At 57.2% G+C, this 18442-nt stretch carries 19 protein-coding genes; 10 read left to right on the top strand and 9 right to left on the bottom strand.

The window, feature by feature from the left end:
- Nucleotides 1–17: 17 nt before the first annotated feature.
- The 8 genes from AC1DE4_RS08445 to AC1DE4_RS08410 all read right to left on the bottom strand — a co-directional run bounded on the left by AC1DE4_RS08445 (nucleotide 18) and on the right by AC1DE4_RS08410 (nucleotide 7550).
- Nucleotides 18–1100, bottom strand: coding sequence for an ornithine cyclodeaminase (locus AC1DE4_RS08445; protein WP_477880953.1), 1083 nt, complete (start codon nucleotides 1098–1100; stop codon nucleotides 18–20).
- 110 nt (nucleotides 1101–1210) lie between these two features.
- The gene (locus AC1DE4_RS08440) at nucleotides 1211–2065 is read right to left on the bottom strand and encodes a carbon-nitrogen hydrolase family protein (protein ID WP_025659151.1); all 855 of its coding nucleotides are present in this window, start codon (nucleotides 2063–2065) and stop codon (nucleotides 1211–1213) included.
- The gene (locus AC1DE4_RS08435) at nucleotides 2062–2715 is read right to left on the bottom strand and encodes an RraA family protein (RefSeq protein ID WP_025659150.1); all 654 of its coding nucleotides are present in this window, start codon (nucleotides 2713–2715) and stop codon (nucleotides 2062–2064) included. Before AC1DE4_RS08435 ends, AC1DE4_RS08440 begins: the two co-directional genes overlap by 4 nt.
- 22 nt (nucleotides 2716–2737) lie before the next feature.
- Complete coding sequence (locus tag AC1DE4_RS08430; RefSeq protein ID WP_477880950.1) at nucleotides 2738–3604, bottom strand: TauD/TfdA dioxygenase family protein; 867 nt, start codon at nucleotides 3602–3604, stop codon at nucleotides 2738–2740.
- Between the two features lie 115 nt (nucleotides 3605–3719).
- On the bottom strand, nucleotides 3720–4799 hold the full coding sequence (locus tag AC1DE4_RS08425; RefSeq protein WP_169680834.1) for an ABC transporter ATP-binding protein: 1080 nt from the start codon (nucleotides 4797–4799) through the stop codon (nucleotides 3720–3722).
- On the bottom strand, nucleotides 4796–5599 hold the full coding sequence (locus AC1DE4_RS08420) for an ABC transporter permease (RefSeq protein ID WP_169680835.1): 804 nt from the start codon (nucleotides 5597–5599) through the stop codon (nucleotides 4796–4798). The genes AC1DE4_RS08425 and AC1DE4_RS08420 overlap by 4 nt, the downstream gene beginning before the upstream one ends.
- Entirely contained in the window at nucleotides 5596–6474 is an 879-nt protein-coding gene (locus AC1DE4_RS08415) for an ABC transporter permease (RefSeq protein ID WP_477881083.1), read from the bottom strand. The genes AC1DE4_RS08420 and AC1DE4_RS08415 overlap by 4 nt, the downstream gene beginning before the upstream one ends.
- A gap of 29 nt (nucleotides 6475–6503) precedes the next feature.
- On the bottom strand, nucleotides 6504–7550 hold the full coding sequence (locus AC1DE4_RS08410) for an ABC transporter substrate-binding protein (protein WP_477880947.1): 1047 nt from the start codon (nucleotides 7548–7550) through the stop codon (nucleotides 6504–6506).
- A 376-nt stretch (nucleotides 7551–7926) separates the two neighbouring features.
- Between AC1DE4_RS08410 and trbB the strand changes: the two genes are divergently transcribed.
- Genes trbB through trbI form a run of 10 tightly spaced genes read left to right on the top strand, consistent with a single transcriptional unit; the run spans nucleotide 7927 to nucleotide 17274 of the window.
- A complete protein-coding gene (gene trbB / locus AC1DE4_RS08405; RefSeq protein WP_477880945.1) occupies nucleotides 7927–8910 on the top strand; it encodes a P-type conjugative transfer ATPase TrbB in 984 nt (327 codons plus the stop codon).
- A complete protein-coding gene (locus AC1DE4_RS08400; RefSeq protein ID WP_192304564.1) occupies nucleotides 8900–9283 on the top strand; it encodes a TrbC/VirB2 family protein in 384 nt (127 codons plus the stop codon). Before trbB ends, AC1DE4_RS08400 begins: the two co-directional genes overlap by 11 nt.
- A complete protein-coding gene (locus tag AC1DE4_RS08395) occupies nucleotides 9276–9575 on the top strand; it encodes a conjugal transfer protein TrbD (RefSeq protein ID WP_112646409.1) in 300 nt (99 codons plus the stop codon). The genes AC1DE4_RS08400 and AC1DE4_RS08395 overlap by 8 nt, the downstream gene beginning before the upstream one ends.
- An 11-nt stretch (nucleotides 9576–9586) precedes the next feature.
- Nucleotides 9587–12040 carry a conjugal transfer protein TrbE gene (locus AC1DE4_RS08390; RefSeq protein ID WP_477880943.1) on the top strand — a complete coding sequence of 818 codons (2454 nt, stop codon included), beginning with the start codon at nucleotides 9587–9589 and terminating at the stop codon, nucleotides 12038–12040.
- A complete protein-coding gene (gene trbJ / locus AC1DE4_RS08385; protein ID WP_477880941.1) occupies nucleotides 12012–12815 on the top strand; it encodes a P-type conjugative transfer protein TrbJ in 804 nt (267 codons plus the stop codon). The genes AC1DE4_RS08390 and trbJ overlap by 29 nt, the downstream gene beginning before the upstream one ends.
- A 4-nt stretch (nucleotides 12816–12819) precedes the next feature.
- Nucleotides 12820–14001, top strand: a complete 1182-nt coding sequence (gene trbL / locus AC1DE4_RS08380) for a P-type conjugative transfer protein TrbL (protein ID WP_477880939.1) — start codon at nucleotides 12820–12822, stop codon at nucleotides 13999–14001.
- A gap of 19 nt (nucleotides 14002–14020) precedes the next feature.
- A complete protein-coding gene (locus AC1DE4_RS08375; protein WP_477880937.1) occupies nucleotides 14021–14683 on the top strand; it encodes a conjugal transfer protein TrbF in 663 nt (220 codons plus the stop codon).
- 18 nt (nucleotides 14684–14701) lie between these two features.
- The gene (gene trbG, locus AC1DE4_RS08370) at nucleotides 14702–15514 is read left to right on the top strand and encodes a P-type conjugative transfer protein TrbG (RefSeq protein WP_477880935.1); all 813 of its coding nucleotides are present in this window, start codon (nucleotides 14702–14704) and stop codon (nucleotides 15512–15514) included.
- Nucleotides 15515–15517: 3 nt separating this feature from the next.
- A complete protein-coding gene (gene trbH, locus AC1DE4_RS08365; protein WP_477880933.1) occupies nucleotides 15518–15961 on the top strand; it encodes a conjugal transfer protein TrbH in 444 nt (147 codons plus the stop codon).
- 11 nt (nucleotides 15962–15972) lie between these two features.
- The gene (trbI, locus tag AC1DE4_RS08360) at nucleotides 15973–17274 is read left to right on the top strand and encodes an IncP-type conjugal transfer protein TrbI (protein WP_477880931.1); all 1302 of its coding nucleotides are present in this window, start codon (nucleotides 15973–15975) and stop codon (nucleotides 17272–17274) included.
- A gap of 404 nt (nucleotides 17275–17678) precedes the next feature.
- Here the strand turns inward: trbI and AC1DE4_RS08355 are convergent, their stop codons facing one another.
- On the bottom strand, nucleotides 17679–18350 hold the full coding sequence (locus tag AC1DE4_RS08355) for a DUF938 domain-containing protein (protein ID WP_477880929.1): 672 nt from the start codon (nucleotides 18348–18350) through the stop codon (nucleotides 17679–17681).
- Nucleotides 18351–18442: the final 92 nt, after the last annotated feature.

Genomic DNA, 18442 nt, shown 5'->3' with positions numbered 1-18442 from the left:
GAACCGCCTCCCTTTCATCAAGTCCGGGTTGCCAGCATGTGATCGTTGAAAGCACGGTATTTTTTGTAGGTTGCCTGTGCGACATAGAGATCGAGCATCGGGAGGCCAACGCAGGTGACGCAGGTCGGACCTTCCTGCTCGACGTGCAAATCACCGGAGCCCGAAAGCTCTGCAACTCCGATCAACGGGCCGACCTGCTCGAGGGAAAGGCCGCGCCTGGAGAAATGCAGCGCAATACTTTGCGAATTTCGGCGAGAGACGGTCGCTACGTCATCGCAGACGACAAGACCCGATCGAAGTGCTCGCTGGAGGTAGGTCTCTGGGACCTCATCTCCACCGAGATGCAGCGATATGGCGCGTCGATGAAGGGCGCAATCGTCAAACAGAGGTGTTCTGGAATTCGTGGCCGTGATCACAAACCGGCAGAACGGTAGGCGTGTGGTGTCGCTTGCAGGGATGACTGGGATCGTCGTGCAACCCGCGATGTCTGCCATCAGTGCCTCAAGGCCTTCCCTGCTACGCCCACGCACCACGATCTCTTCGATCCTGTCTGCGAAACGGAAATCAAGGCACTCAATCACGCTGCGGGCGATTGGGCCCGACCCGAACAAAAAGACTGATAGCTTATCCGTTGGATTCGTGAACATGCCCAGAACCGTCGTTGCATAGGTGCCCGTGCGCCGGGCGGACATTGCGGTTCCTTCCAGAACCGTCACGAGGCGCAGGGTTCGCTTCTCCAGCAGCAGTACGGTCGAGGTCGATCGCGGAAAGCCGAGATTGCGGTTGAACGCGTTGGCACCGATGATCTTGACGCCGCCGAATTGATCATTGACGCTGTAGAGGCACGACAATTTCCATCCCAACCGCTCGTYCTCAAACTGGGACTTGAATGGAGCGACGCTTTCGACCTCCCAGAAGGCTTCCTCTGGCAGCGACAGCACGGACTTGCCACCAAACGATTTTCCTGACCGGATGTCCCGCCAAGCCGCATCTGTTGCGTCCAGAAGCTCCTGCGTGGTCAGGTCGGCGCCTGCGGCGCGGATCTCTTCACAATTGAGAAATTTCACGTCGCGACTAGCTTGAATGTTCTGTTCCTGCATGGACGGTTTCTCCTTCTCGCCAATCGGAAGAACCTAGCGATCCGGAGGAAACGGCAGGATGAAGCTTGGATAAATTCCTGGGAAAGCAAAGCGCTTGCGAAACGCCGGCGCTACATGCGTTCCGGCTTGATGTGGAGGTGCTTGCCATCAAGGAGCACCCGATGCTCTGACATCGGAATCAGGCGCCGTACTTCGGCAAGGCGATGCGGATCGATTTCGACCTGGAGAACTGCCGGAAAGTGGCCGGCTTTGCCAATCACCGTTCCCCAGGGGTCGCAAACAAGAGAACGGCCTAACGTTTCCCGGCGCGGGCCGCCGGGAGTTGGGTAACTGCCACATTGACCACATGCGACGAAGTAAGCCTGATACTCGATCGCCCGCGCCCTGCATAGGACCTCAAAGTGCGCGCGTCCGGTTTGGCGGTTGAACGCAGCGGGGAGAATGAAGATATCGACCATCTCGCTGGCCAACCGATCGAACAGGCGCGAGAAACGAAGATCGTAGCAAATCACGCATGCGATCCTGTATCCATTCAACTCGTAGATAAGAAGATCATCGCCCGGCGTCACAACCGACGATTCCGCGTATGTCATCCCGTTCGGCGCCGTTATGTCGAACATATGTATCTTCCGATAGCGGCCGACCTGCTCGCCGCGCGCATTAAACACGATCGTCGTGTTGTGCACGGGTCCGTCGTTGCGCTGCCGTTCCAGCAAGCTGCCGGCATGTATCCAGACTGAATTGTCCTTCGCAAAACGCTCGATGAAACCGTAGGCCTCGCCCCCGGGGACGCGATCGGCGGCGCGCCGTTTGTCATCTGCGGTTCCTCCCATCCAATCGAAGTGCTCAGGTAGAACAATCAGGTCGGGAGTTCCGCGCATCGCTTCGTTCATCAGCCGCTCGGCCTGAACCAGATTCCGGCGGCGGTCCGGTTGCGAGTTCATTTGAATCAACGCGATTTTCACGATCCGGTCTCCGGCTGGAATTCAAAAATCGATCTGCCTGCCGCCAGATGCGTTCGCACGGCGACCGATCTTTGCTGGCGTTGCCTTGCTGCTTCAGCGATTTGGCGCATCCGGTTGGCATCGGCGACGAACACTCCGGAGCGGTCGGCAAGTACGGCCTGGCCAGGCAACACGGCGGTACGTCCGCAGGCGACGGGAACATTCAAGGAACCACCGATGCTGAATTGACGATTGGTGGTCTTGGAGGACACACCCCGGCACCAGACCGGCAGCCCAACTTCCACGATCTCCTCGACATCAGTACATGGACCGTCCACGACGATGCCAACGGCGCCCTTCGCCATGGCAGCCATCGCCACCCCGCCTCCCACGCAGGCGATGTCATCGCCGTCGACACGAGAGATCACAAGCATATCGCCGGGCATGAGCTGGTCGATCGCCTTGTAGATGATAGAACCGTCGCGGCCGGGGGCCGCGACGGTTACGGCAACTCCGGCCGCATGAGCCGGGAACAGCGGAAGGACCTGACTTCCCACAAATCCCACATGCTCCACGTGGCCAATCGTCGCCGTCTCTACCGATGACAATAGTTCGATCAGGTCAGGATTCAGGGGTGGATGGCGATCCATCAATTGATAGAACATTGTCACGGATAGCTCTTCGTTTTTGGGATCAGACTGGCCGTTCGCCTGAGGTCGTCGTACGGTGCATGGTCCGGATGAAGGCCGGATCAAATGAATCGCGACGATGCATCGTGCATCGATTGTCCCACATCATGATGTCTCCTTCGTCCCACTGCTGCACAAAGACTTGCTTGGTGCTGGTAGTGTGATCCCACAGCTCCGCCAACAGCGCTTCACTCTCGTCGCGGCTCATTCCGACGATCCATGCGCCGTCAATTGTTCCGCCGAGATAAAGCGCCTTGCGACCCGTCTCGCCGTGAGTGCGCACAAGTGGGTGCACGACGCCGCTCCACTCGCGATAGTCCTGGCTCTTCGGGGTCGATTTTCCCAGCCGCAGCTTACCCGTTTTGTCATAGACGTTCTGGAAGAAGATCTGCCGTCCATCGACGGCTGCTTTCAGTGTCGCCGGCAGTGTTTCGTAGGCAAGATAGGTCGACAGGAAGTAGGTATCACCGCCTGAAGGAGGGACTTGAACTGCACGCAAAATCGCCCCAGCCGGAGGCTTCTCGTAGAACCATGTGTCCGTATGCCAGGTGGCCTCACTGTTTCCCATGGCTCCACTGGGCTTGCCGTCGGTCATTGCGTTGCTGATGACAAGAATTTCCCTGTGCGTTGGATGTCCCCCTTCCTGCAACTGCTTCGGGTGGATGACAAACTCGCCGAAATGCCGGGAGAATGCCACCTGCTGCGCGTCTGTGATGCGGGTCTGCTTGAACCGTATTACCCCATACTGCAGCCAGTACCTTCGGATCGCCTCGATGTCGCGGCTGTCGTATCGGTCGAAATCAAAACCCTCGATATCAGCACACACGTTGCTGGAATGCTGAATGGCCTTAAGCCGCTCCTTTGTAAGCATTTTCATCTCCTATAGTGACCTTCTCGATTAGGTCACGGTGATCCTAGAGCGGGCCCCTGGGAGATCTCCAATATGAACCCCGAGGCATTGATGCGGCTGCTTTATCGATCGCTGCTCAGTCGGCCAGGAGTTTCAATGCACAGGCAGGAATGCCGAGCTTCAGCTGTTGCCCAGGGGCCGGCATTGCGTCCGACCCTGCGGAAGGAACCAGAACGCTGACGTGAATTTCGGGCGCGAGTTCAACGCTCATCTCGAGCGATGCCCCAAGATTTATCACTCTTCGCAACATACCTCTAAGCACGTTGAAATCCTCCGGAACCGGAGCGTCGTCGACAAGCGGCTGGATGTCTTGGGGTCGAATGACACAATAGCGGGCATCTCCCTTTCCGCGCGTCGCGCGAAGTCTTATGTCGCACCTGTCGATTGCAGCATCCCATGCGGTTCCAGTCGACGTTACCTCCCTCAATGTCAGAATATTGGACTTCCCGATGAAATCGGCGACAAAGGTCGATTGTGGATCGCCATAGATGGAACCGGGATCCCCTTGCTGCGCGACGACCCCCTTCCACATGACGACGATACGATCGGACATTGCCATCGCTTCTTCCTGGTCATGGGTGACGTAGATGAAGGTCATACCCAGTTCCTGCTGCATCTCCTTCAATTCCGCACGCATTGCTTCGCGCAGTTTCAGGTCAAGATTGGATAACGGCTCGTCGAGCAAAAGAACCGAGGGTCGTGGCGCAAGCGCCCGCGCCAGGGCGACGCGTTGCTGTTGTCCGCCCGACAGCGCTCTGGGATAGCGGTCTGCCAGTGTGTCGAGATGAACCCTGCGAAGCGAGGACTGAACGATTGATCCGATTTCGTTCTTTGGCGTGCCCTTCATACGCAGGCCGAACCCAACATTTTCGGCGACGGTCATGTGTGGAAAAAGTGCATAGTTCTGAAAAACGAGGCCGATGTTTCGGCGTTCGGGAGGAACATCAACCTGGCTGCGGCCGCGAATACGGATGTCGCCGCCGGACGGCGCGCTAAACCCCGCGATCATGTTGAGGGTTGTGGTCTTCCCGCACCCGGACGGTCCGAGAATACTGACGAATTCTCCCTTCGGAATCTTAAGATCAATGTTTGTGACGACCGATATCGGACCGAAGGATTTGCTGACGGAGATCAGTTCCACGTCGATTGCACTCATTTGCTACCACCATGCAGTTGGGCGGAAAAACCGCCGAGTTTTTCGAAGCTGAAAATCACGATCAGAATGAAGGCCATGGATGCGACGTTGACCGCAGCCATGACGGGGTCGAGGCTGTATTCGAGATAGTTTATGACGGTGATCGGCAGCGTGGTTTCTCCCGGTCGCACCAGAAACACCGAGAGCGGAATATTGTTGAACGAGATGATGAATGCGAATGTCACCCCTGACAGAATACCCGGCTTGATCGCAGGCAGGAGGATGAACCTGATCCGCTGCCATTGATTGGCCCCGAGAATCTGTCCTGCTCGGAAGAGGTTGCAGTCAAAGTTTGCAATCGACGTGGCAACCATGCGAACCACAAAGGGAAGCGCAAGCACGCAGTGACCGGCAATGAGAGCCGGCGTTCCGAGCAACGGCTGTAGTCCGATCACGGACAAAAACAGAACCACTGCCACGCCCTTTACGATCTGCGGCACGGAAAGCGGCGAAAGGAGTGCGGCCATGACGACCGCGCTTCCTGCGAACTTCTCGTAAGCGACGACATAAGCAGCAACGGTTCCGATCGCGCCACTTACGACAGAAACGACAATGGCAATTTTGACACTTAGCCAAAACGGTCCAAGCCACCGCTGCGACGCAAGATCGAAGTACCATTTGACCGTCCACTCCCACGGTCGAAATGTCACGTCGCCGGTTGGACTGAGAGAAGCTGCAAAGACCACCACAATTGGCAGCGCGATGAAGGCGATTACCAGTGCAAGAGCACACCAAAACAGCGCGGATATCACTCTGTTCATTCCATACCTCCTGCGACGCTCTGATACTTTTGGCGATAACCCGCCTCGAAACGCACCCCGGCGTACGAGATCACGAGCATGAGGATCAGCAGCGCATTCGCCATGACAGCTGCGAAGGACCAATCGATATAGAAGAGGACCTGCTCGGAAATCATGGTCGCGAGGACCTTGAAGCTGGCTCCGCCGAGCAGCGCGGGCGTCGCATAGGCGCTAGCAGACATTGTAAAGGAAAGAAGGAATGAGCTTATGAGACCCGGAACCGACAGAGGAAGCAGGATGTGCCAGACAACGGCATGACGCGGCGCTCCCAATATCTGGGCTGCGCGTTCGAGGTTGTCATCTATGCCTTGGAGACTTGTCGTCAAGGACAGGATTGCGAAAGGCAACACGACATGGGTCAGACCGATGACAACCGCAAACAAGTTCTTCGACAAGGGAAGCGGGGACGAAATCAGCCCCGCGTGAAGTAGGACATCGTTGATGAAACCCCTGTCTTCCAGGATGATGAGCCAGCCATAGGTTCGCAGAACGACACCGGCAAGCTCGGGCGCGAGCGCGATGGCAAACACGATTGAACGCCACCGCCCTCTGGAACGCGCCAGATAGTAGGCAACTGGATAGGCGAGCAAGGTTGCCGAAATCGCAACCAGACTCGACATGAGAGTTGTTCTCCAAAAGCCGAGGAGTGACAGACCGTCGGTAAAAAAACGCGAATAGCTAACAAGGCTCATTCCCTGCGATGATGGATTGTGAAAGCTCATTCCGATCATCATTCCCATCGGCAGAGCAAAGAAAAATACAAGCAGACAGGTCGCTGGTGACAATCCCAGAAACCTGATCCAACCCCTGGCAAACACTCGCCGTTTGCCAGGCATCTCCAAGGCGATAATAGTCATGGGACCCCTCAATTTGCGTGCGCGACAACGTCGCGTTCCCACTGTTCCGCCCATTTGGGCAGGCGTTCTGCGACAGTGGTCAGGTTCGGCAAATGAAGGGAATTCAAGTCTGCATCTGAGGTGATCTGGCGTGCTTTTACCGCGACCGGAACATCGATGTCGGTGCGGGCGCTTCCCACCTTGTAACCGCCCACCCACGCTTCCTGACTGGTTTTCTCCAGGAAAAAGTCAATGAACTTTCTCGCAGCATCCTTATGCTCGGCGCCGATTGGAATGTTCAGCGTGGCCACGAGCGGAATGGTGCCCTCCTTTGGCTTGATGTAATCCACAGACAAGCCGCTATCGACAAGCAACTGCGCCCGGCCGCTCCAGAAAGGCATCGCCCAGACCGTTCCATCCTTTATGTAGCTCTCGAGAATTGCCGAACTCTGTTCGAAGCCGATCGATTGCTTGGCGATTGCGGCCACCGCCCTGAACCCAGGAGCGAGATTGTCGACGAGGTCGCCGCCATTCATCAGAGAGAACATTTCGACAAGGTAGATGGCCATGGTGTTTTGAAATGTCGGCAGCACGACCCGACCCGCGAGGTCGCTTGAGGCAAGTGCTGACCAAGATACCGGCGGCGTTGCCAACTTGTCCGTTCGATAAAGCAACGACATGTACTGGACCTCGTGCACAGCACCGCAGGGACCGGCCGCTTCCGTCAGTCTTCGCGAGAGCTTCGCAAGGTTCGGGATGCTACTTGCGTCAAGCTTTTCCAGAACGCCGTCCTTACAGCCCTGCAGCGATTGAGAGGCGGTCATGACGACCACGTCAAAGCCGGGCCGGCCCCTGGTCGCCTTGATCTTCGCATAATCCTGCGAGGCTGAGCCGACGGGGTCATAGATGACATCTATCCCAGTTCGCTGCTCGAATGGCTCGATGATGGCCTTGCGGATGATGGCTTCGTAAGGTCCTCCATAGCTATTGACGACAAGCGTTTCCGCGCGCAGCGGCGTGGCAATAGCTGCGACCCCGAAGGCCGACACAGTGAAAATTAGTCTTGTTCTTCCCATGACATGATCTCGCTTCTTGGCGTTGTTCCCATGGGAATGGTCTTCAGCGGACCGCCAGTGGTCCAATATCGGATTTCAACGATTCATGTGCTGCGGAGATGAATTGGCCTTCCATAGGACCCCGAACGGGTCGAGCGCTTCTGCCGTCATTTGCTTCTGAAATGGATCGGAACCAGTCGTTTGGTCGCCAGCGTCGCGCTCCGGCTTCGGCCAAGTTCCGCCCACGGACCGTGGGTTAACGAAATGTCGTCGACGACGAGAAATCACTAACAAGTTTGCGAGTGGATCATCGGATCGCAAGTGGGCAATTTCACCTCCAACCGCACTTTCCCGGTGCGAACCAGCAGAACGAAATTGCACTCCAACCGAAGGTCGCATGGTGACAATGCAACATCCTGCTCAAGTTCGTTTGATCAGCAAATTGCGTCATGCCCTGGGCGACCGCCTGTGTGCCGCAATTGATGACCCGAGTGTCGTTGAAATCGTCTTGAACCCCGATGGCAAGGTCTTTGTCGAACGGCTAGGCCAAGGGTTTTCACCGCACGGCCAAGTGGCCTCAGCGGCAGCAGAAATCGTCATTGGTACGGTCGCACACGCGCTGCAGTGCGCTGTCGACACCGACCACCCCATCATCTCGGGTGAACTCCCGATTGGCGGCCATCGCTTTGAGGGGTTGCTGCCTCCGGTGGTCGCAAAGCCGACATTCACGATACGCCGAAGGGCGTCCTCTCTGATCCCGTTGGACGAGTATGTCAGCTCGGGAACCATGACAGAAGTGCAGGCCGCGACCATCCGAAATGCGGTCAGCTCGCGTTTGAATATCATCATTTCGGGCGGAGCTGGTTCGGGAAAGACGACACTTGCGAACGCTGTCATCGACGAGATCGTCAAGTGCGCTCCTGAGGATCGCCTCGTTGTGCTCGAAGACACCGCCGAGATCCAGTGCGTAGCCGACAATGCGGTTCTGCTGCACACCAGCGACGCTGTTGACATGGCCCGGCTGTTGAAGAGCACGATGCGCCTGCGCCCCGACCGTATCGTTGTTGGTGAAGTCAGAGACGGTGCTGCGCTCACATTGCTGAAGGCATGGAACACCGGTCATCCTGGGGGGGTGGCCACGATCCACTCGAATACCGCAGTCTCGGCGCTACGCCGCCTGGAGCAACTTACCGCTGAGGCAAGCATGCAGCCAATGGAGGCAGTCATCGGGGAGGCAGTCGATCTGATTGTCTCTATTGAACGCACTCCGCGGGGCCGACGTGTGCGCGACGTCATTCGGGTCACACGTTTCGTCAATGGCCAATACGAAATCCAATCCGACCAACCAACCGAAGAGCAGGAGCGTCGCCGTGCCACATAGGAAAATTCCGCTTGCTACCGCTTTTTTCAGTGCAACACTCCTTTTCGTGACAGTGATGCCCGCGCTCGCCAGTACCGGCGGCGGGCTTCCCTGGGAGGGCCCGCTCCAACGGATCCAGCAATCGATCACGGGCCCCGTCGCCGGTTACATTGCGCTGGCTGCCGTCGCGATCGCAGGGGGGATGCTGATTTTCGGCGGCGAACTCAACGATTTCGCGCGACGTATGGTGTACGTGGTCCTTGTGGCCGGTATCCTCCTTGGCGCTACCCGGATTGTTGCTCTATTCGACGCAACAGGCGCATCGATCGGATGGATCGATGATCAACGCTCATCATCGAAGGTGTTGGAACGAGAGGAGAAAGCAAATGGCTGAATCCCTGTCCGGCTTGCAACGAAACCGCATCCATCGGGCATTGTCTCGCCCAAATCTTCTGATGGGCGCTGACCGCGAACTGGTGCTGATTACTGGCTTGGCAGCAGCCATTCTCATCTTCGTGGTCTTGACTGTGTACTCCGTAGTGTTCGGCGTCGCGGTGTGGATTGTCGTCATCGGCCTGCTACGCATGTTGGCGAAGTCGGATCCGCTCATGCGTCAGGTCTATATCAGGCACATTTCATACAAGCCTTTCTACAAACCAACCACCTCGCCGTGGCGCAAATACTGAGGAGGTGGGCCATGGTTGCTTTGAGAGCATTCAGGATCACGGATCCCTCCTTTGCAGATCTTGTTCCCTATGCAGGCCTTGTCGACAACGGCGTGCTACTCCTCAAGGACGGGAGCCTTATGGCTGGCTGGTACTTTGCCGGACCTGATTCAGAAAGTGCGACCGATCTCGAGCGCAATGAGCTTTCGCGACAGATCAACGCAGTTCTGTCGCGACTTGGCAGTGGGTGGATGATCCAGGTCGAAGCGATCCGTGTTCCGACCGTCGACTACCCCTCCGAGGACCGCTGCCATTTTCCCGACGCTGTCACGCGAGCAATCGATGCCGAGCGCCGCGCGCATTTCGTACGGGAACAGGGGCATTTTGAAAGCAAGCACGCAGTGATCCTGACCCATCGGCCACTTGAGGCTAAGAAGTCTGCGCTCAGCAGGTACATCTACTCTGACGAAGAAAGCCGCAAGAGGTCTTACGCGGATACAGTGCTCGCCATTTTCAAGAATGCGGTGCGAGAGGTCGAACAGTATCTTGCCAACACGCTCTCTATCCGACGCATGGAAACACGTGAGACAAGCGACCGGGGTGGGACGACGGTTGCCCGATACGACGAACTTCTGCAATTCATCCGCTTCTGCATCACGGGTGACAATTATCCCGTCCGCTTGCCGGATGTGCCCATGTATCTTGACTGGCTTGTAACGGCACAGCTTGAACATGGACTGACGCCGAAGGTTGAAAACCGATTTCTCGGTGTGGTTGCGATCGACGGTTTGCCCGCCGAAAGCTGGCCGGGAATCTTGAACTCCCTCGATCTGATGCCGCTGACCTACAGGTGGTCATCGCGCTTCATTGTCCTGGACGCGGAAGAAGCACGCCAGAAGCTCGAGCGCACGCGGAAGAAATGGCAGCAGAAGGTACGACCCTTTTTCGATCAGCTGTTTCAGACGCAAAGCCGCTCCATAGATCAGGATGCTATGGCCATGGTTGCCGAAACGGAGGACGCGATCGCACATGCCTCATCCCGGCTTGTCGCCTACGGATACTACACGCCGGTTGTCGTCCTCTTCGACGGAAACAGCGAGGCGTTGCAAGAAAAGGCCGAGGCAATCCGCCGGCTGGTGCAGGCAGAGGGCTTTGGAGCGAGGATCGAAACGCTGAATGCAACGGACGCCTATCTCGGCAGCCTACCCGGCAACTGGTACTGCAACATCCGTGAACCGCTTATCAACACCAGTAATCTCGCAGATCTCATTCCTCTTAACTCCGTGTGGTCTGGCAACCCGACGGCACCGTGCCCGTTCTACGCACAAAACTCTCCACCGCTGATGCAAGTCGCCAGCGGCTCGACGTCCTTTCGGCTGAACCTTCATGTCGACGATGTCGGTCACACGCTGATCTTCGGTCCAACAGGCTCAGGCAAGTCGACGCTACTCGCACTCATTGCTGCTCAGTTCCGGCGTTACAAGGGTGCACAGGTCTTTGCCTTTGATAAAGGTTGTTCTCTGCTTCCACTGACGCTTGCCTGTGGTGGCGATCATTACGAGATCGGTGATAGCGAAATGCAAAAACCGGCGCTTGCGTTCTGCCCTCTTTCTGATCTCGGCACGGACGGTGATCGGGCCTGGGCAATCGAATGGATCGAGATGCTCGTCGCACTTCAGGGGGTTACCGTCACCCCGGATCTTCGCAACGCGATTTCCCGTCAGATTGGCCTCATGGCGACCGCTCCCGGCCGATCGCTTTCGGATTTCGTGTCTGGCGTTCAGGTCCGTGAAATCAAGGATGCCCTTCATCCCTACACGGTCGACGGACCCATGGGTCAATTGCTCGATGCCGAAGAGGACGGGCTGGCAATTGGTGGATTCCAGTGCTTCGAGATCGAACCTCTGATGAACCGCGGCGAGCGCAATCTTGTCCCTGTTCTCAGCTACCTTTTTCGACGGATCGAGAAGTGTCTCGATGGCTCGCCAAGTCTGATCCTCCTTGACGAGGCGTGGCTGATGCTTGGCCATCCCGTTTTCCGGGACAAGATTCGCGAATGGCTGAAGGTTCTCCGAAAAGCGAATTGCGCTGTCGTCCTCGCCACGCAATCCATTTCTGATGCCGAGCGCTCTGGAATCATCGATGTTCTGAAGGAATCCTGTCCGACAAAGATCTGCCTTCCGAACGGTGCCGCCCGTGAACCGGGCACGCGCGAGTTCTATGAAAGAATTGGATTCAACGAGCGCCAGATCGAGATCGTCGCGAGCGCGATCCCGAAGCGGGAATATTACGTCGCAACACCGGAAGGGCGGCGTCTGTTCGACATGTCGCTCGGTCCCGTTGCTCTTAGTTTCGTTGGGGTCTCAGGCAAGGAAGACCTCAAGCGCATCCGCATATTGAAGTCCACTCATGGTGAGGACTGGCCAGTCCGTTGGCTTGAGTCGAGAGGAGTCCACGATGCCGCATCGCTATTCAATATCGCATAAGAGGCTTGTCGGACTAATCGCCTGCACGCTCATCTTGGGTTCGGCCGCAACCGCTTCTGCAGGTTCGGTCACTGGCGCGGCTACCGAATGGACACAGCTCGCCAACAACGCCCAGCTCATCGATCTTCTGAAAAGCTCGGGCCTTCAGGTCGACAATCAACTGAGGCAGATTAGCCAGTTGGCAGAGCAAATTCAAAACCAACTGAATATCTACACGAACATGCTGCAAAACACCGCAACGCTTCCGGATCACATCTGGGGGCGGGTGGAAGACGACCTCAACCAGCTCCGCGGCATCGTTGACCAGGGGCAGGGCATCGCTTTTTCGATGGGCAGCGCGGACGATGTGCTGAAGCAGCGGTTCAAGAGTTATGCCGAGCTCCAGGGCAATCTTTCGAAGGGCGAGGATCTTTCTTCAACATACCAGACCTGGTCCGACACCAACCGGGACACCATTGCAGCCACATTGAAGGCGGCCAGTTTGACCGCCGACCAGTTCGACGGCGAAGAGAGCACGATGCGCTCGCTTCGCAGCATGTCGGAGACGGCGGACGGGCAAATGAAAGCCCTGCAGATCGGCCACGAGATTGCCGCGCAACAAGTCGCCCAGATGCAGAAACTGCGCGGCCTCGTTTCACAACAGATGACCATGGTGGGGACCTGGTTTCAATCAGAACAGACCGAGAATGACCTGGCGCAGAAGTTGCATGAGGAATTCTTCCATTCAATCGCTCCGCCTACATCCGGTGGCGAGAAGATGAAGGTGGAATGGTGATCCCATGAACCAGGCGCTTGCCCAAATCAGAACCGCTGCAGCACTCGCGGCCTTCACAATCTTGCTGGTGCATCCCGCGCTTGCCCAAGAGGGGGCTGCCCTGACTTCACTTCAGATTCAAATCACCTCCGCTGCCAAGGGATGGGAAACGAAGGTCATGGACGCCGCTCGCTCGCTCTTCTGGATTTTGGCGACTATTGAGATCGGACTTGCCTCCATATCGCTCGCGCTACAAGCGGCTTCACTGGACGCCTGGTTCGCTGAACTGGTTCGGCGGATCATGTTCGTCGGCTTCTTTGCCTTCGTCCTCGCCCAAGGACCAACATTTGCAAAAGCCGTCGTCGACAGCCTCTTTCAGATTGGTGCCGGGGGTGAGGCGGCCTCGCCCGCAGACGTGTTCAATACCGGACTCGCCGTCGCGACCAAGATGGCGGAAAAAGTTCGCTTCGGGCCGTTCCACGAGACCGCCCTTGCCATCTCAGCGGCTTTTGCGATGGTGGTGAGCGTCATTGCTTTCTCTTTGGTCGCTGCGATATTTGTGTCCGTGATGGTCGAGATGTACCTCGGCTTGCTCGCAGGCATGATCATGCTCGGTCTTGGAGGGTCATCCTTCACCAAAGACTTCGCCATACGATACCTCGTATACGCGTTCTCTGTCGGGATGAAACTCATGGCACTTGTCATGATCTCGCACATCGGGTCCGAGGTCTTGATCGGACTGGCCGATGACCCGGACTTTGGCAATCACTTCCAAACTGCGCTCGCGATCGCCGGCATAGCTGTCGTTGTCTTCATTATCGCAATGTACGTGCCGAACATCATACAGGGTGTCGTGCAGGGAGCCTCGGTTACGGGCGGTATGGAGGTCATTCGACACGGCGGTCAGGCTGCTTCGGTCGCCTTGGCAGGCTTCTTTCTAGGTACGGGCGCTATCATCGCAGGCTTTGCTGCTGCAAAGGAAGCTCGCGCCGCCGGGTCCTCGCTTGCCGGGGCTGCCGCGCGCGGCATCGGTGCTGGCATCAGCTCCGCCGGCAAAGCAGTCGCATCGGCAGCGAAGGAAAAGGCGATCGGCTCGCCCGGTGCCTATGCCGGCTCGATCCTCGGCCTTGCCAATGCCAAACTCGATGCCAGCTTGAGCGGTCGCGCTGGCTTTAAGCCACCTCCCGAACGCAGCGATAAACCGTGATCCTTAGGAGAGAAATCGAATGGCAGCAAACCGGCCTTCCGAAAACCCGTACCTTGTCGCCAGGCAGGAATGGTCCGAGCGCTACGGCTCTTACGTCAAGGCCGCTGCTGCATGGCGGACCGTCGGGATCCTCGCTCTCGCCATGGCAGTGACGGGCTTTGGGTATGCTTTGTACCTCAGCACTCAGGTCAAGCTGGTCCCTTACATCGTCGAAGTGGATAAACTTGGCACCTCGGTCACGGCAGGTTTCCCGGAGCAGATCGAGTATGCCGACGCACGCGTGGTCAGGGCGGCACTTGGCAATTTTGTAACCAGCTTCCGGTCGATTACGCCGGATGCCGTGGTGCAGAAGCAGTATATCGATCGCACCTATGCCCTTCTACGGACTTCCGACCCCTCGACGCAGAAGGTAAATGCTTGGTTTCGCGGCAATTCGCCGTTCGAGAAGGCCAAGACATCGACGGTTGCCATCGAGGTGAACAACATCGTGGCACTCTCGCAGCAAACCTATCAGATCGACTGGACCGAGTACGAGAGGGACCGCAAGGGCAAAGAAACCGGCACGCGCCGTTTTCGCGGGATCGCAACGGTTGCACTGACCGCACCTCAGGATGAGGCAATCATCCGCGTTAACCCGATCGGCCTTTACGTTCGGGATTTCGACTGGACGGCACAGCTTTAAGGGCAGGGGAGTTTCCGAATGTACAAAACAGAACTGATGGCAGCCTTCGGCTGCATGGTCGGACTCGTCTTCGCAGGCGCTTCGCTTGCGCAAGGCATGACGCCAAATGAGGTCAAGGCGACGGACGTCTCGAGGAAGTGGCGAGGAATGCCGGCCCTTGTTGCAACGGGTCCGGACGGGAAGGTCATGTTTCTCTTTGGCGAAGCCCAGCCCTCGGTCGTCTGTTCTCCACTGCAGGTTTGCGACATTGAGCTTCAGGGGGGCGAAATCGTACGCGACGTCCTCGTCGGCGATACTGTCCGATGGAAAGTCGAGCCTGCGACATCAGGTGCAACCAGTGGGCAGGCGATCCATCTTGTCGTCAAGCCGTCGGAGCCTGGCCTGTTGACGTCGATGGTCGTCACGACGTCCCGCCGGACCTATCATATCCAGCTCAAATCGCACCCAAGCCAGTATATGGCGCGCGTCGGTTTCGAGTATCCGGAAGACGTTTCGACCAAGCTCGCCGACATCAATGCGCGACTGCAAACTGGAAGCAACCTTGGCGCAGCCCCTGAGAGGCTGAGTTTTTCCTATTCGCTCGGCGGTTCGGCGGCGTGGAAACCAATGCGCGTTTATTCCGACGGGGCCAAGACCTACATCCAATTTCCAAAGTCGATCTCGGGTCAAGACGCCCCTGTACTCTTTGTCGTTTCCGGTGGGCAGAACCGGATCGTCAATTATCGCATGAAGAACGACATCATGGTCGTCGATTATGCGCTCGACGAAGCAATCCTTGTATCGGGCGTCGGTTGGCACCAACAGAGAATTACTATTCGGCGCGGAGGCTGATCAATGCACAAATTGGCCCCCTGCTTGCTTATCACGTGCAGCCTCTTTTCTGGATGCCAGGCGCCTGGCGGACCGATTGACACCCATTCGGCACCGGGAGCCGCCGTCGGGTCAGTCGCCGCGAGTGCCATCGCAGGCGATATGGCAAGCCAGTTTGCCGAACAGATCGACAGACCGGTGAGGACACCCATCAAGATGGATGCGGACGGCTCGGACTATGCAAGCGCGCTTGAGGCAGCACTGAGGGGATGGGGTTTTGTCGTCATCACGGACGGGAGAGTCGGCAAGAACCAAAAGCCAATCCAACTCACCTACTCGATCGATAGCCTCAATGGTGAGGTCCTTGCACGCCTGATGACACCGTCGATCGCGCTTGGCCGCGCTTATGCGACGACACCCGCGGGCGCCACGCCCGCAAGTCCGCTCTCCATCATGCAACGACAGTAAGAGAGACAACAATGGTCCAGTCGCTTCAGCTTGGCGCCACGAGCCAGGCGGTCGATCAGCGAGCTATGCGCCGCCTCAATCGCCTGCCGATCGTCATTGCCATTGTCATCACCGTGCTGTTCCTCGGTGTCGTGGTGGTCGGACTTTCCTGGCGTGGGGCAACATTCAATGGTGGGAGTGATTTCGACACCACGTCGAACACGCCGGCAACGAATTTCGGAGACCAGCTGAAGAAAGGTATTTCCGACGGCATCATCGGCGAGCCGGAAAGGCAGGAAATATTCCAGCCAACGCCGCGGGCAATCGAGAAGGAGCCCGTCAAGCAGCCGGTTGCCGAACACGAACCGATTGACCGACAAGAGCAGCGACTTCGACTTGAATCTGAGGAGGAGTGGAGGACGCGGCTAAAGCGCGAACAGGACGAACAGTTCTTGCGCGAGGCACAAAGACAGCGTATGGCACGCCTCCAGGCTCGCGTGACCGCCTATGACTCTCCGTTGAAAGTGGATATTTCCGATGCCGGGCAAACTTCCACAGGCACCAAAACCGGTGATCCGCAGAGCCTTAACGACGGCACAAGTGGCGCATCCGATCTTTACGCGACGGCGATGAAGTCGGGCCTGATCAGCCAGAATTTTGATGCGAGCGGTCAGGTCTCGAAGGAGGCTTTTTTCAATCAGGACATCAAGGACCTTGGTTACCTCTCAAAGCAGGTCGTGCCGCAGCTCTCGCCATATGAGCTGAAGCGCGGTTCTGTGATACCGGCAACTCTCATCACCGGTCTCAATTCCGACCTGCCCGGGAGGGCAATTGCTCAGGTCAGCGCAAATGTCTACGACAGCGCAACCGGCTACCGCCTTCTCATCCCGCAAGGCGCCAAGCTGTTCGGACGCTACGATTCCAAGGTCTCGTTCGGCCAGCAACGCGTCCTCGTTGTGTGGACCGACATCAGTTTTCCGAATGGGTCAACGCTGCAGCTCGGCGGCATGGCGGGCACGGACGCGGAGGGATACGGCGGGTTCAAAGACAAAACCGATCGTCACCTATGGCCTACCTTTGGGTCGGCGGTTCTTATCGCTCTGCTAGGGACCGGGATCGATATGGCGATACCCGAGAGTTCAACGCTTGCGACACAGGACACTGCCTCCGATGCTGTGCGACGAAACTTTGCGGAAACCTTCGGTCGGGTGGCCGAGCAAACCATTTCCAAGAATCTGAACGTTCAGCCGACAGTTCGGATCAGGCCTGGCTATAAATTCAATGTTCTGGTCGATCAGGACATTATCTTTCCCTCGCAATACGTTGAAAACTAGCCTTTGTCTCGGCAACCGACGTTTTTTGAGTGTGGAGAATGGAGACGTGTGGCGACGTTTTGGGCAGTTGGACGCCCACTGATAATATTGAGCATCGAGCAGCGGCGAGTGTATCCGACGTTGTGATTTCTAGCTGCAGTGCCTCGAGCGTGGCAGCAAATCCCGGAAACCGTTACCGCTTCAGTGGTGGCGTTGAATAACCTCTGCGATTGCCGCTTGGAGGATGCACCTCCTGCGAGCCTGTAGATAACCGCTATCGGAGGTGGGCTTAAGGGATGAACGCAACACACCATTCTTGCTAGAGAGGAGCGTGGACATGACGCGTCCTCCCATTTCTTGTCGCAGGGGCAGCATCGTTGGCACCTTTGCGGTCCGGCCATCTCCGGGTCTGTGACGATTGTCGTTCAGGCACTGCCGGTGGAGAAAACCAGCAACATATTGCTGGTAGGCATCTCGATCGTCTCGCGGAGATTAAGTCCAGCGGCCTCACCCACTTGTTCAAGATCAGCGATATCACGCACACCCCAGGATTGGTTTCGCTCCTTTAGAGCCGCGTCGAAAGCAGCATTGGAGGGGGCGTTGTGTGCGCCGTCGCGCATGAATGGACCGTAGAGAACAAGAAGCCCACCAGCACGAAGCAAGCGGCCAGCTCCTGCGAACAATCCTAAGCTTGCCGCCCATGGCGCAATATGGATCATATTGATCGACACGATGGCGTCAAAATGCCCCGTTTGTTCGACGCCCCATTGTCCTGAGCACACATCAATATCCCGCGGTGCCAGCACATTCTTCAGCCCTGCGAATTTGATCCAGCTCGACGTGCTGGCGCGGGCGTCGGCATCCGGATCGCTCGGCTGCCAGGTGAGGTTGGGCATTGCTCCCGCAAAACACACAGCGTGCTCGCCGGTCCCGCAACCAATCTCCAGCACGGTGCCATGTGTTGGAAGGACACGTTTTAGGACCGCGAGGATCGGCGCCGAATTTCGCGCTACGGAAGGCGAGAACATGCGCTGGTCGGCGCTTACGTCGCGCTGTTCCAGCGCAACAGGCGCACGGCCCTCCTTCTCTGTGGGCATGGGTCTTGAATTCCCTTTGAGCGATGTCTCCCATTTTATAGCTGAAATGATGGGACTGAAACCAAAGATTTCGAACTTCCGAAGGGAGGCGT

It is taken from the genome of Rhizobium sp. 10N414 (assembly GCF_056394785.1).
Note: the sequence above shows the minus strand (reverse complement) of the source record. Positions and strands in the feature narration are given on the sequence as shown.

Excerpts from the sequence above, each read along its gene's own strand:
- AC1DE4_RS08430 (WP_477880950.1), bottom strand. The coding sequence starts at position 3,604 with ATGCTTACAAAGGAGCGGCTTAAGGCCATTCAGCATTCCAGCAACGTG.
- AC1DE4_RS08425 (WP_169680834.1), bottom strand. The coding sequence starts at position 4,799 with ATGAGTGCAATCGACGTGGAACTGATCTCCGTCAGCAAATCCTTCGGT.
- AC1DE4_RS08420 (WP_169680835.1), bottom strand. The coding sequence starts at position 5,599 with ATGAACAGAGTGATATCCGCGCTGTTTTGGTGTGCTCTTGCACTGGTA.
- AC1DE4_RS08415 (WP_477881083.1), bottom strand. The coding sequence starts at position 6,474 with ATGCCTGGCAAACGGCGAGTGTTTGCCAGGGGTTGGATCAGGTTTCTG.
- AC1DE4_RS08410 (WP_477880947.1), bottom strand. The coding sequence starts at position 7,550 with ATGGGAAGAACAAGACTAATTTTCACTGTGTCGGCCTTCGGGGTCGCA.
- trbB (WP_477880945.1), top strand. The coding sequence starts at position 7,927 with ATGGTGACAATGCAACATCCTGCTCAAGTTCGTTTGATCAGCAAATTG.
- AC1DE4_RS08395 (WP_112646409.1), top strand. The coding sequence starts at position 9,276 with ATGGCTGAATCCCTGTCCGGCTTGCAACGAAACCGCATCCATCGGGCA.
- AC1DE4_RS08390 (WP_477880943.1), top strand. The coding sequence starts at position 9,587 with ATGGTTGCTTTGAGAGCATTCAGGATCACGGATCCCTCCTTTGCAGAT.
- trbJ (WP_477880941.1), top strand. The coding sequence starts at position 12,012 with ATGCCGCATCGCTATTCAATATCGCATAAGAGGCTTGTCGGACTAATC.
- trbL (WP_477880939.1), top strand. The coding sequence starts at position 12,820 with ATGAACCAGGCGCTTGCCCAAATCAGAACCGCTGCAGCACTCGCGGCC.
- AC1DE4_RS08375 (WP_477880937.1), top strand. The coding sequence starts at position 14,021 with ATGGCAGCAAACCGGCCTTCCGAAAACCCGTACCTTGTCGCCAGGCAG.
- trbG (WP_477880935.1), top strand. The coding sequence starts at position 14,702 with ATGTACAAAACAGAACTGATGGCAGCCTTCGGCTGCATGGTCGGACTC.
- trbH (WP_477880933.1), top strand. The coding sequence starts at position 15,518 with ATGCACAAATTGGCCCCCTGCTTGCTTATCACGTGCAGCCTCTTTTCT.
- trbI (WP_477880931.1), top strand. The coding sequence starts at position 15,973 with ATGGTCCAGTCGCTTCAGCTTGGCGCCACGAGCCAGGCGGTCGATCAG.
- AC1DE4_RS08355 (WP_477880929.1), bottom strand. The coding sequence starts at position 18,350 with ATGCCCACAGAGAAGGAGGGCCGTGCGCCTGTTGCGCTGGAACAGCGC.